Consider the following 12496-nt stretch of genomic DNA (forward strand, 5'->3'; position numbering starts at 1 on the left):
GGCTCAGGACGCCTTGGCGTTGAGCTTCTTCGCGTAGGCCATGAGACCGATCTTGTCGATCGTTCTCAGATCCTTCGTCGTCAGCTTCAGCGTCACGTAGCGGCCCAACTCGGGGATGAACAGCCGACGCTTCTGAACATTCACCTGCTGCCAGCGCGGGGTCTTGATGTTCGAGTGCGAGACATTTCTGGCGCGCAGCCGGCGCTTGCCGGTAATTTCACTTCGGGCCATGGGGGGCGCGTATCTAGCTCAGCCCGCCGGCTCGTTCAAGCGGTTCCGCTTCCGGGGAGCTTGCCCGGCCCAGAGTCCGGGCCGACCCGCGCGCCAATCAGCGAGAGCCGTCGCGCCTCGGGCGCCCAAAAGGTCGCCAGAAGCTGGAAAAGCCCGAGGCTCGAGACCGTGGCCGCGCAGGCCAATCCTACCGCCGTCGCGGGGTAGGTCAGCTGTCCGGTGGCCGCGTCCGCGAGGGTGAAATGTCTGAGCGCGACCTCGAGCGGCACGCCCCCAAGCACCAGGACCGCCCAGAGGGCGCCCCAGCCCGTCGTGCCCTGGCCCATGAACCCAAACAGGGACAAGAGCACGAAGACGACGCTCGAGAGCGCGCCTGCCCGGGCGATGGTCGAGGCCGTCGAGTCGATGACCAGCAGGATCTCGGACCCCACGAAGGGCAGCGCGAGCGCCAGGGCCACGGCCAAGACCACGCGCGCTCTGCGATAGGCCGTGTAGCGCGCACGAAACATCAGCGCGGCCGGCAGCGTGGTCAGCGTGATGAGCCGGGCGAGCCCGCGCCCAAGGCTGCCATCGACCGTCAGGCCACCCAGCGGGCCTCCGCTCTGCAAGCCGAGCAGCATCAACACCAGGCCAACCAGCAGCGCGACCGCGGCGCGGAGCGCATAGGGGAAGGGCAGGGCGGCCACGGCGACCAGGGCCCCTGCGGCCGAGAAAGCGATGGTTGCCCCCTCGATTCTTGCGGCCGGCACGCCGATCCCGAAGCGCATCGCCAGGCCGAGCGTTGTCAGCGCTGCAGCGACCAGGATCAGCCAGAGGCGGCACGAGGTGCTGGCGGGCTGCAGCGGCGCAAGCTCCTCCCGCATCGCCTCGGAGGCGAGCAGCGGCGGTTTCGGCTCGCTGACCGCCCGGTGGATCCCCGACGTCGGTCCGCGTTGCACCGGCGCGGTGTTGGGTTCTGGCATCGCGTCAGACGTGCCTCATGCTAGCGCCACGCCGCCGAGGCGCGCCACCACGGCACGGCAATAAGCACGCGTAGCTTCGAAATCATTGGCTTTTTTCTCGAGAGTCGACTCGTGCATGTAGAGCTTTCGGGTCAACTCCACTTGCACCGCGTGGATGCCGGAGCGGGGCCTGCCATAGTGCGCCGTGCTGAAACCGCCCCGGTAGGGGTCATCGTGCGCGACGCTCCACCCGCGCTGCCGCGCCAGCTCGTCCGGGACCGCGATGACCTCCTCGGCGGCCGAGGTCCTTCCGCGGCTGCCAGGCACGACGTCGGCGCGAGGGCGACCCGGATCGGAGTTCCCGGCGCGTCCCCGAGAGGGCATCGAGTGCCCGCAGAGCAGGATCGCAAAACCGAACCGCTCGCGCTTGAGCTCGAGCAAGCGGGTCAAGGTCCCGTGATAGGGGCGATAAATGTCGCGCAGCCGCCGCTCGAGCTCGGCGCGCGACAGCGGGCCGCTGAGCGCCGGGGTGTTCTCGGTCGTCGCGCGCCAGACCAGGCCGTGCGGTGAAGAGCGGCCGGCGGCGCCCTCGATGGTCAGCGCGTCCACGTCGTTGTCAGCGCGGTTGAGGTCGCAGACGTAGCGGCTGACCTTCGACACCAGCAGCGTGGCGCCCTCGCTCGGAGCGTCCGCATACAGCTCGTCGACGAACAGATCCGCGTCTTGCCCGATGGCCCGGGCCGGCGCGACCAGGGTGGCGAGTGACATGGGGTCGATGAACAACCCCGCGTGGGGTACCTCGACCACGACCGGCGTCTCGGGCCCGGTCGGCTCCTTCACCGAGAAGTACACGGACCCCGATCTACCCCAATCGCCGGGGAACGGCGAATGATCCTGCCCCGCGGCTGGCGCGTCGGCCGTCATCCCCGCGGGTGGGCTTTTTGGTGAGCCCGCTTCACGTGATCTTGCGTCACGTGGGTGTAGATCTCCGTCGTCGACACGTCGCTGTGACCGAGCAGCGTCTGGACGCTGCGCAGATCGGCGCCGCCGGTCAGCAGGTGAGTGGCAAAGGAGTGGCGCAACTGGTGCGGGTAGGCTTTCGCGCTGATCCCGGCCGCCCCGGCGTAGCGCCGCACGATCTTCCAGAACGCCTGCCGGGTCAGCGGGCGCCCGCTCGGCCCGGGGAAGAGCACTGCGCTGGTCTCCCCGGCGGCAGGCTCTGCCTTGGCACGACGCCGGGTGAGGTACTCGGCCAGGTGGTCGAGCGTGACCTCGCCCAGGGGGACCAGCCGGCGTTTGCCGCCCTTGCCGAGGGCGGCGACGATGCCCCGCGACAGGTCCAGGTCCCCCAGCGTCAGCCCGCACAGCTCACTGACGCGCAGCCCTGCCGCGTACGCGACACTCAACATGGCGCGGTCGCGCAGCCCGCGCTCGGTCTTGGTGCTCGGTGTGTCGATCAGGCGCTGCATCTCTCGCTCGCCCAGCGTGCGCGGGAGCCGGCGGCCGAAGCGCGGGCGGGCGGCGAGGGAGGTGGGATCCGCGGGCAACACCCCTTCGCGAACCAGGAAGCGCACCAGGCCACGCACGGATGACAGATGGCGCGCTGCGCTGCGCGGTCCGAGCGCGGCTTTCGCCAGTGACGATTGCCAGGCGCTCACGCGCGCGAGATCGAGCTCCCTCGGATCGGTGACGCCGTCGTCCTCGAGGAAGCTCGAGAGCTTGGCGAGGTCCCGCGCGTAGCCCGCCACGGTGTTCGGGGCGAGGGCGCGCTCGACGCGCAGGTGCGCGAGGTAGAGATCGATGGCCGCGTCGACGCGCACCAGCGGATCTTAGCGAAGTGCGCTGGTTTGTCGAAAAATCAGCCCGCCCGCGCGGCGCTGGCCAGCTTCGAGAGCAGCGGCCCCGGATCGTCGAGGCGCATCAGCGCCTCGCCCACCAGGATCGCGTCGAGGTTCCGGGATGCGGCGCGCTGCACGTCCGCGGGAGTCGAGATTCCGGACAGGTGGACGCGGGTGACGCTGGTGGGGAGCGCCCCGAGCACGCGCTCGGCTCGCGCGGGATCCAGCTCGAGAGTGTCCAGATCGCGGGCGTTGACGCCGATCAGCTCGGCGCCGAGCTCGAGTGCGCGGCGAGCCTCGTCCTCCGTCGTGACCTCGACCAACGCCGAAAGCCCACGAGCGCGCGCGGCGCTTGCCAGGTCCGAGAGCTCCCGGTCCCGGAGGCAGCGCACGATCAAGAGCACCGCGTCGGCGCCGTGGGCCAGAGCGTGGTCGAGCTGAAGCTCCGACAGGATGAAGTCTTTGCACAGGATGGGCAGCGCCGTGGCGGCTCGCGCCTCGGATAGATGGGCGAACGCGCCGTCGAAGTATCGGGTGTCGGTCAACACACTGAGCATGTCTGCGCCCGCCGCGGCGTAACATCGAGCTCGAGCGGAGACCGACAGTCGCGTCGAGAGCGGGCCGGCGCTGGGGGAGCGGCGCTTGATCTCCGCGATGATGCGCAAGGGTTCACCTGGGCCACGCGCGAGGCCGAGTGGGCGCGGACTGAACACGCTCGAGCGCGGCGCAGGCGGGGCAAGCTCGGCGATCTCGAGGCGTTTGTGGCTCAGGATCTCAGCCAGCATGGGCCTCGCTCTGGAGCCTCTTCGCCGCGGCGCGCCAGCGCTCGAACAGGTCCTTGGCGCGGCCGCTGAGCAGCGTCTCTCGCGCGCGCGCCGCGGCGCTGAGCGGTGAGATTTGCTCCGCGACGACCAGCGCGGCCGCCGCGTTCAACACCAGCGCGTCGACCGCCGGGTGCGGCTCGCCGGCCAGCATGCTGGCGATGGCGCGCGCGTTCTCGGCCGCGTCGCCGCCGGCGATCGCCCCCGGTGCGCTCGGCTCGAGCCCGAAGTCTCGCGGGTGGACGCGCGCTTCCGTCACCCGACCGCCGTCGAGCACGCTGACGCGTGTGGTCCCGAACGGGCTCACTTCGTCGAGGCCATCCTCACCGGTCACGACCCACGCCCGCACGACGCCCAGGCTCCCGAGCGTCGAGGCGAGCACCGGCCGCAGCGCATCGTCGTACGCGCCGAGCAGCTGGTGGGTGGCGCGCGCGGGATTCGCCAGCGGCCCGAGGCAGTTGAAGATCGTGCGGATCCCCAGCTCGCGCCGGGCGACGCCGCCGTGTCGCATCGCGGGGTGGTGGGTCGGCGCCATCAAGAACGCGATCCCGACCTCGTCGAGCAGCGTGGCTCCGGCACCGGCGGGCAGATCCGTCGGGATGCCCAGGGCCTCGAGCACGTCGGCGCTGCCGGCCCGGCTCGAGACGGCGCGGTTGCCATGTTTTGCAACGGGCACCCCGGCAGCAGCGACGACGATGGCGGCGGCCGTCGAGAGATTGAGGGTGCCACTGGCATCGCCGCCGGTGCCGCAGGTGTCGAGCACCCGCGGCAACGCGTGATCGACGCTGAGCATGGCGTCGCGCAGCGAGCGGGCCGCCGCCTCGATCAGCTCGGCCGTCTCGCCGGAAAGGCGCAGCGAGACGGCGAACCCGGCGACCTGCACGGCGGTCCACTCGCCGCTCAAGATCGCGTCGAAGACGCGCCGCACGGTCTCGCCGGACAAGCGACCGTTTCGGGTCAGCTCCGCGAACACCTCGGGGAAGTTGGGCCCTGTCGTCACAGCGATCCGAGCCAGTTCTCGAGCAGCGCCATGCCGTGCTCGGTCAAGATCGACTCCGGATGAAACTGCACCCCCTCGATGGGCAGCTCGCGGTGCCGGAGCGCCATGATTTCCCCTTCGTCCGTGCGGGCGCTGATCTCGAGGCAGGCCGGAAAGGAGTCCGCCTCGGCGAGCAGCGAGTGGTAACGCGTGGCGCTGAAGGGGGAGGGCAGGCCGCGGAACAGCGTGCGGCCGTCGTGCTCGATGGGTGAGGTCTTGCCGTGCATCAGGCGGTCCGCCCGGACGATCCGACCGCCATATGCCTGGGTGATGCTCTGGTGCCCCAGACAAACTCCCAAGATCGGCAGCTTGCCAGCCGCGGCTTTGATCAGCGCGAGCGTCACGCCGGCGTCGTCCGGCGTGCCCGGTCCGGGTGAGAGCAAGAGGCCCGCGGGCTCCGCGCCGAGCACGTCTTCGACGTCGGTCCGGTCGTTCAAGCGCACGTCGCAGCTCGCGCCGAGCGTCTCCAGGTATTGCACCAGATTGTAGGTGAACGAGTCGTAGTTATCGACGACGAGGACCCGCTTGGGCACGCGCGGAAGGTGTCATCCCTCCCGCGCCGGGTCAAACCGGACCGCAGCTAATTTCGGGTGTTCGACGCGGGCCCGGTACCATTCGATGCATGGACGACCGCAGGCGTTTTCCCCGCAAGACCGTGGACGTGTTCCTCAACAAGTTCATCGGGGGCTACCCGCACCTGTGTCGCGCCGTCGACATCTCGGCGGGGGGCATGCAGCTGGTCGGGTTCCACGAGCCGGTGACCCACATGGAGTCGTTTCCCCTCGAGCTCCGGCTGCCGGGCGACTCCCACACGATGTGGCTGTGGGCCCGCCGCATCTCCGCGCGGGGTCGGCGCCAGGTGCTCGAGTTCGTGAACCCGAGCGCCGAGGACAGCCACCGCTTGGAGCGCTTCATCGAGAGCTACGCGGTGGCGTGAAACGTCGCGCGGCCTCGACGGCGGGAGCGTCGTCAGTAGCCGTGCTCGCGCAGGAACTTCTCGATCCGCAGGTTCACCAGCTCCGGATACTCGAGGGCGGCGTAGTGGGTCGCGCCCCGCACGATCAACAGCTCTCCACCTGGGATGCGGCGGGCCATCTGCTGCGCTAGCTGCCGGGGTGTGAAGGCGTCGCGGTCGCCGGTGATGACGAGCGCGGGCACGGCGATCGAGTCGAGCACGTGGGCGGCGTCGTGTTCACCAAGCGCGCGCAAGATGCTCAAGTAGATATCCAGGTTGACCTGACCGAACTCCTCCGCGAGCTGCTTGAAGAGCTCCTCGTCGAGGGTGTTGCCGACCACGCCGAGGCGTTTCAGCCACATCACCGTCTCGGGCCAGCGGGTTGCGCGGCGGAGCACCGTCGAGGCCAGCGCGTGGGCGCGATGTGCGCGGTCGACCAGGCCGGGAACGATCCGGGACGAGAGCGGAACGCCGACGGTGTCGAGCGGTCGGCCGAAGGTCCCGTTGATCAGCACCAGGTGCGAGACCATCTCCGGGTGCCGCTCGTAGAGCTCGAGCATGACCTGTACACCCATGCTCCAGCCCATGAACGCGGCGCGGGGGATCTGGGTGACCTCGAGCACACACATCAGATCGTCGACGTGGGCGCCGACGTCGACCCGCGGCGCATCGCCGGGCGGGAGGCTCGACCCGTACAGCCCTCGGTAGTCCCAGGACACGATCCGGTAGCGGTCCGACAGGTAGTCGATCTGGTGTTGCCAGGCGCCGAACGGGCCGCCGAGCCCGTTGGCCAAGACCAGGGGGCGCCCGGAGCCGCCGGTGTCGTGATAGGCGATGGTCACGCCGTCGCTCGTGACGACCGTCTTGTCGGCAAGCTCGGGGTTGGGCATGGCTCGGCTCCGCCGCCAGCTCCGGGACGGCAGCGGTGGGGGCCCGCTATATCGCAGAGCGGTGGTCCAGCCGTAAACCCCCCAAAGCCGGAGCGCAGCTGGTGTGTCTGCCTGGGGAGTCGTGCGGCCCCTCGGGCGCGGCTCCAAGTTCAATCTTGCCGACTCGATACGAGCCGGATAGTGTGCCGGCGACCTTCCGCGCGGGCGATTCGTGCGATCCGGAAGGCCCCAGAGCACCCTCAATGGCCGAAGAAAAGAAGCCCAGGATCGATCTCAAGTCCCGCCTCGGGAAGAAGACCGTCAGCGCGCCGGGCGGCCCGACCATCCCGCCCCCCGTCGGGATGGGAAAGGGCGGCATTCCAGCGCCGCCTTTCGGCTCGTCCCCGTCTCAGCCGGCTCGGCCGCAGATCGACGCGTCGAATCCGTACTCGGCCATCTCGGCGGATCAGTCCCCGGCCCGCGCTGAGCCGCAGGCGATCAAGATCGAGATGACCGAGGAGGTCATCGCGCACCAGAAGAAGGGGCGCGTGAAGGTGGTCGTGCTCGCCGGCGTCACCGCCCTCATCGGAGGGCTCATCGGTTATGCCTTCGGTGGCAGCCTCGAGCGCGGCAAATCTGCCGAGGCCGCCGTGACCGGCGCCGAGGAGCTGGCCAAAGAGGTCGACGACGCGGCGAGCAAGATCGACGAGCTCGCCGAGGTGCTCAAGTCAGCGCAGGAAAAGCTCAAGGAGAGCAAGTTCCCCGACGAAGAGGTGCAGAAGCTCGGCGCCATCGACATCCCGTTCAAGGGTGCGAACCTCACGGGTCGCGGAGTCGGCCGATTCAAGGCCGACATCGTCACGATGCTGATCACCTTCGCGTCGGGCTCGCACGAAGCGAACGAGAGCAAGGACAAGATCCGCAGCTTGCTCAGCGGCGCCAAGCCGGCCATCGAAGACTTCCTGGCGCAGCAGACGACACCCAAAGTGCGTTGGGCCACGTACATCGAGCCCGGCCCCGGCGGCCCCTGGATGAGCATGCAGCCGCTGCCCGAGCCCTTCCTGGTCGCCAAAGAGAAGGACAAGACCTACAAGTGGCCCGAAGATTTCAAGCTGGCGCAGGGTGGAAAGACCTTCACCCTCAAGCGTTACGCGAGCGGTGATCCGACCAAGGCCAAGCAAGGTGAGCCGTACATCATTCCGGTGAACCCTTCGACGCAGAACACGGTCTGTCCGTCGGATCTCGCGGTGCGTTTGCAGCGCGAGCTGCGCGGACTCGAAGACGTGCTGAGAGGCGACAAGTCGACGCCCGGCCAGGAAAAAGACGGCCTGATCGACATCGGCAAGGTGCTCGTCGACAAACTCAAGGGCGTCGGTCGTCCCTGAGCTTTCTCCCGGCCTCGACGTGCGCGTCAGGCAGCCGAGACGCGCGAAGTCTTGGGTGTCTCGCTGGCCTTCTCGGTGGCCAGACGCTCGACCTCGACACGGATGACCCGGCGGTCGTCAGCCTCGCGGACGTGGAACGCAAACCCGTGTTCTTCGATCTTGCTCCCGACTTCAGGCACCAGCCCGAGCCGCTCGAGCAACAGCCCGCCCACGGTGTTGTAGTCACCGTCCTCCGGGAATCCGGCGTTCAATAGCCGATTGAGCTCCACGATGGACACGCTCGCGTCGACGGAGAATCGGCCTTCGCCCAGCTCGACCACACTCTGTTCGTCGACGTCGTGTTCGTCCTGAATGTCGCCCACGATTTCCTCGATCAGATCCTCGAGGGTGACGATGCCGCTCATGCCGCCGAACTCGTCGATGACGATGGCCATGTGGTGGCGCCCGGCACGCATGTCCTTGAGCACCTTGCTGGCTTCTTGCGTCTCGGGGACGAACGCCACCGGCCGCCGCAGGATCCCCTCGATGTTCACCGTCTCGAGCCGAGTGTGCTGCGCCGCATGGGTCAGGAGATCCTTGGCGTGCAGGATGCCGACGACGTTGTCGATGCGCTCGCGGTACACCGGATAGCGGGAGTGCCCACACTCGCCGACCCGTCGCAGCAGCTCCTCGGCGTCGGTCTCGATGTCGAAGGCGGTGACCCGGGTTCGGGAGATCATCGCCTGGCCCGCGGTCAGATCGCCGAACTCCAGCACGTTGCGCACCATCTCGGCCTGATCGTGATCGATGGCGCCGGCCTTCTCGCCCTCGCTGACCAGGATCTCCATCTCCGTCTCCGTCACCCGCGGGGGAGGGATGGTCTGGGCGACCGTGACCACGCGCCGGCCGACGACGCGGCCGAGCAGCCACATGGGTGCCGCCAGCGGCACGGCCAGGAGCTCCAGTGGCCTGAGGAACCGCAGCATCCACACCCCGGTGCGCTCGGGCGCTCGCAGGACGACCCCCTTCAGCACCTCGGACGGGAGCCCGTAGCCGAGCACGGCCGCCATGGCGGCGACCAGCGGAGACCAGGCGCCGAACAGGTACCCGGTCTGCTGAATCAGGAGTGCGGCGCTGGTCGCGATGCCGACGACGCGGAACACCAGCCAGCGCGACTCGATCTGCTGGCCTTGATCGATGTAACGCTCGAGCGCCGCTCGGTTCTTGCCCTCGAGCATCTCCCGCAGCGCCGCCTTGCGCGGGCCCGAGAGGCTGCTCATGGCGGCGCTAGCAGCGCCGAAGACTGAGACGACAGCGGCAGGGACCGCCCCGAGGAACAGGCCGATGACGGTAGGTGGTGAGTCCAATGACCGAGACGCATGGGGCGCCTCCGCGGCACCCCCTCCAGAGGGAACCTTAGCGTCCGGCCAATGCGGTGCGCAACCCGGCGAGCCACCGGACCGAGTGGGCCGCGTGTCGCAACGAGCCATTGCCGCCGAGCGTCCCCAGGGTCGACCGCTCACAAAGCCACGAACCCCCGGTAAACACAAAACAAAGGCACAACAGTTTCGGGATGTCCTCCTGGGGCCTCCGCTCCCACCCAAGCCTGCCAGCCCTGCAATTCCGAGGGCCGCGCCGGCGCAGACCGCCCTTCGCGCACCGCAGACACCGTCGCCGTCCGAGCCCCCAGTGCGCGCGCCACTCCGCCCTTTGCTGGAGGAGCACGGCTCGGAGCCCCGCGGCCTCCCGTTCACGAGCGAGCCGCTGGACCCGCTGGCTCGGACCTTGGCCGTGCCCTTCGCCCGCGCCGTCGAGCCCCCGCCCGCGCCGAGGCAGGGGCCCGGGGTGGCGCTCCCGGACACGGTCTTGCTCGAGCAACTCGTGAAGCGTTTGTCGTTCGGCGGGAACGGGCGGCGGGGTGCCGCCCGCATCGAGCTGTGTGCGGGCTCGCTGGCGGGGGCGACCCTGGTCGTGCATGCCGAGGGGCGCGAGCTGACGCTCCAGATCGACGGGGCCGATCCCATCCAGGCTCGCGCGTTCAGCGAGCGCATCGGGCGTCGCTTGACCGAGAAGGGGTTCGTATTTCACGACGGCACCTGAACCGGTTGCTGTCGCCGCGCGGCTCGAGCTCCCGACCTGCCGTTGCCGGCGTTGCCCCGGCCAGCGAGGTGCGGGCCCCGCGAGGGCTTGGCGCCGCTCAAGGCTTGGGCACGAAGCCGCGCACGACGCTGAATGCGTCCGCCTCACCGCGCTGACCGAGCGCACACAGCTCTTGGTCGGCGGACAGCCACGCGAACACCCCGGCATCGGGCGGCTCGGCCTCGAAGTGTGCGCGCGAGAGCGCGCGACCGGTGCGCGCCCGCGCGAGTCCGTCGTCCGTGAGCACGACGGTCGGCATGACCCGTCGTGCAACCTCGGTCAGGGCGAGCAACGGCTCCGCTCCGGTGAGCGGCCAACCTGCTGCCTCGTTCAGGTTGAACGCACCACTCGACAGCCTCCGCAGACGAGCCAGGTGGGCCGGCACGCCGAGGGCTTGACCCAGGTCCCGCGCCAGCGCACGCACGTAATACCCTTTCGAGACATCCAGCTCGAGCGTGAGCTGTTCGTCGCTAGCGCCGATCAGACACAGCTCGTTCACGCGCACGGCGCGCGCCGGCAGTTGCAGCGGTTCACCGCGGCGGGCAGCACGATAGGCGCGCTCGCCATTGACCTGAATTGCGCTGACTGCAGGCGGAATTTGCTCGCTGCGCGAGCGTTCCGCGACGAGCGCGCGCTCCAGCACTGCGCTGTCCAGCCAGCCCGGCGCGAGCGGGCGCGTCTCGATGACCTCACCCTCCGCGTCCAAGCTGTCGGTGCTGGTGCCGAAGCGCACGTCAGCGACGTAGCGTTTGTGCATGCCGGTCAGGTGCTGGCTGAGCTTGCAGGCCTGGCCGAACATCAACAGCACGACGCCGCTGGCCATGGGATCGAGCGTGCCGGCATGCCCGACCTGGCGTGTCTGGTAGGCCCTGCGGGCGAGCGACACCAGATCGTGGCTGGTCGGCCCAGAGGGTTTGTCGACGACGAGCACTCCGTGCACGGAGCTCAACCTAGCCAGACGCTCTGTCGCTGCGCGATGCCGGTGTCCAGCATGCGCTGAATCGTGGCTCGGACGCGTTCGCTCAGGCGCCCGACGAGCACGTGATCGTCCGCGGCCTCGGGTCCGTAGCCCTCCAAGCTCAGCGGCTCACCGACGACGATCTGCCACTTGGTCGGCGCGGGCAAGAGTCCCAAGGGTCCGAGCGCCGGGAAGGTGGGGGTCACCGGTACGTAGGGCAGGCCGATGAGCTTCGACAGGCTGTCGATGCGATAGAGCAGCGGACTGGCCTCTTCGGCGCCGATGATCGCACACGGTACGAGCGGCGTCTGGGTGCGCAGGGCGAGGCGAATGAACCCGCCGCGGCCGAAGCGCTGCAGCTTGTAGCGCTCGCGGTACAGCTTGCCGATGCCCTTCACGCCCTCGGGAAACACCGCGACCAGGCTGCCCTTGGAGAGCAGGCGCTCGGCGTTCTCCTGGCACGCGCGCACCGCGCCGATGCGGTTCATGAACGCGCCGAGGAACGGCAGGTAATAGATGAAGTCTTCGGCCAGCCAGCGCAGCTCGCGCTGCGCGGCCGGCGCGAGCCGCAGCATCGTGCGCAGCATCACTCCGTCCAGCGGCAGCGTGCCCGAGTGGTTGGCGACGACCAGACAGCGTCCCGTCGCAGGAATGTGCTCCAGCCCCGCGGCCTCGACGCGGAAGTAGCGTTGATACAGGAAGTCCAGGAGCGGCAAGAGGCGCGCCTCGTAGCTCGGGTCGAGCCCAAAGTCGTCGACCTCCTCGGAGCGACTGCGCATGCCGAGGCGCCCCCACTGGCGCAGGTAGTAGTCGCTCGACATCAGCTCGCGCACGGCGTCGCCGACGTTGCCGTCGTCGCTGCCCGGGCGCTCCACCGGGACACTCAGCTTGGCCGCCATCTTCTGCGCCGCGCTCCCGACCTGCTCCCGAAAGCTCGGGGGCGGCGGCTCTTCCTGGGCGCCGCGGATCAAGCCGTCGAGGCGCGCCTCGAGCTCGCGGATCTGCTCGGCGACGCCCAGGTTCGACGCGGGCCGCTCGTGCGGGGCGGCGTCCGTGGTGTCCAGCTGCTCCCACTCGGTGTTCGGGGGGGTCATGCGCGAGCCAACGCCGAGCTCCTGCTCGTCGAAGCTGTCCGCTGCGCCGTTCATGCCATCGGCGCCTGCGAGCGCGGGCCCTCGTGTGCGACTCCGGCTAGGAGTGCGGGTCGCTGTTGCCTTCTTCGCAGCGCGCGCCGGGCGGGGGCTTCTGGACGCTGCTCCACCCGCCTTCGCGGGCGCCTTGGCACCGGCCTTCGCGGGCGCCTTGGCACCGGCCTTCGCGGGCACCTTGGCGGGGGCTTTT

At 69.3% G+C, this 12496-nt stretch carries 14 protein-coding genes; 3 read left to right on the forward strand and 11 right to left on the reverse strand.

Annotation, left to right across the window (positions count from 1 at the left end; all coding sequences use genetic code 11):
* Positions 1 to 3 precede the first annotated feature (3 nt).
* Genes rpmB through IPI67_42220 form a run of 7 tightly spaced genes read right to left on the reverse strand, consistent with a single transcriptional unit; the run spans position 4 to position 5403 of the window.
* Positions 4 to 231: a 50S ribosomal protein L28 gene (gene rpmB / locus IPI67_42190; protein ID MBK7586786.1), complete on the reverse strand. Its 228-nt coding sequence runs from the start codon at positions 229 to 231 to the stop codon at positions 4 to 6.
* A gap of 35 nt (positions 232 to 266) precedes the next feature.
* Complete coding sequence (locus tag IPI67_42195; GenBank protein MBK7586787.1) at positions 267 to 1193, reverse strand: hypothetical protein; 927 nt, start codon at positions 1191 to 1193, stop codon at positions 267 to 269.
* A 15-nt stretch (positions 1194 to 1208) separates the two neighbouring features.
* Positions 1209 to 2096, reverse strand: a complete 888-nt coding sequence (locus tag IPI67_42200; GenBank protein ID MBK7586788.1) for an N-formylglutamate amidohydrolase — start codon at positions 2094 to 2096, stop codon at positions 1209 to 1211.
* Positions 2093 to 2992: a tyrosine recombinase XerD gene (locus IPI67_42205; protein ID MBK7586789.1), complete on the reverse strand. Its 900-nt coding sequence runs from the start codon at positions 2990 to 2992 to the stop codon at positions 2093 to 2095. Before IPI67_42205 ends, IPI67_42200 begins: the two co-directional genes overlap by 4 nt.
* Before the next feature lie 38 nt (positions 2993 to 3030).
* Positions 3031 to 3795, reverse strand: a complete 765-nt coding sequence (locus IPI67_42210; GenBank protein ID MBK7586790.1) for an indole-3-glycerol-phosphate synthase — start codon at positions 3793 to 3795, stop codon at positions 3031 to 3033.
* Entirely contained in the window at positions 3785 to 4831 is a 1047-nt protein-coding gene (gene trpD / locus IPI67_42215; GenBank protein MBK7586791.1) for an anthranilate phosphoribosyltransferase, read from the reverse strand. The genes IPI67_42210 and trpD overlap by 11 nt, the downstream gene beginning before the upstream one ends.
* Positions 4828 to 5403: an aminodeoxychorismate/anthranilate synthase component II gene (locus IPI67_42220; protein ID MBK7586792.1), complete on the reverse strand. Its 576-nt coding sequence runs from the start codon at positions 5401 to 5403 to the stop codon at positions 4828 to 4830. The genes trpD and IPI67_42220 overlap by 4 nt, the downstream gene beginning before the upstream one ends.
* Positions 5404 to 5492: 89 nt before the next feature.
* Here IPI67_42220 and IPI67_42225 point away from each other — a divergent pair, with 89 nt between their 5' ends.
* A complete protein-coding gene (locus tag IPI67_42225; GenBank protein ID MBK7586793.1) occupies positions 5493 to 5807 on the forward strand; it encodes a PilZ domain-containing protein in 315 nt (104 codons plus the stop codon).
* A 32-nt stretch (positions 5808 to 5839) separates the two neighbouring features.
* On the opposite strand, the gene IPI67_42230 is transcribed toward IPI67_42225, so the two are convergent.
* Positions 5840 to 6715: an alpha/beta hydrolase gene (locus IPI67_42230; protein ID MBK7586794.1), complete on the reverse strand. Its 876-nt coding sequence runs from the start codon at positions 6713 to 6715 to the stop codon at positions 5840 to 5842.
* A 242-nt stretch (positions 6716 to 6957) separates the two neighbouring features.
* Here IPI67_42230 and IPI67_42235 point away from each other — a divergent pair, with 242 nt between their 5' ends.
* Positions 6958 to 8079 carry a hypothetical protein gene (locus IPI67_42235; protein MBK7586795.1) on the forward strand — a complete coding sequence of 374 codons (1122 nt, stop codon included), beginning with the start codon at positions 6958 to 6960 and terminating at the stop codon, positions 8077 to 8079.
* A 26-nt stretch (positions 8080 to 8105) separates the two neighbouring features.
* Here IPI67_42235 and IPI67_42240 read toward each other — a convergent pair whose 3' ends face one another.
* A complete protein-coding gene (locus tag IPI67_42240) occupies positions 8106 to 9338 on the reverse strand; it encodes an HlyC/CorC family transporter (protein ID MBK7586796.1) in 1233 nt (410 codons plus the stop codon).
* 511 nt (positions 9339 to 9849) lie between these two features.
* On the opposite strand from IPI67_42240, the gene IPI67_42245 reads away from it, so the two are divergent.
* Entirely contained in the window at positions 9850 to 10158 is a 309-nt protein-coding gene (locus IPI67_42245; GenBank protein ID MBK7586797.1) for a hypothetical protein, read from the forward strand.
* 97 nt (positions 10159 to 10255) lie between these two features.
* Here the strand turns inward: IPI67_42245 and truB are convergent, their stop codons facing one another.
* Complete coding sequence (gene truB / locus IPI67_42250) at positions 10256 to 11137, reverse strand: tRNA pseudouridine(55) synthase TruB (protein MBK7586798.1); 882 nt, start codon at positions 11135 to 11137, stop codon at positions 10256 to 10258.
* 5 nt (positions 11138 to 11142) lie between these two features.
* Complete coding sequence (locus IPI67_42255; protein MBK7586799.1) at positions 11143 to 12303, reverse strand: acyltransferase family protein; 1161 nt, start codon at positions 12301 to 12303, stop codon at positions 11143 to 11145.
* Positions 12304 to 12496 lie beyond the last annotated feature (193 nt).

Source organism: Myxococcales bacterium, assembly GCA_016706225.1.
GTDB lineage: Bacteria > Myxococcota_A > Polyangia > Polyangiales > Polyangiaceae > JADJKB01.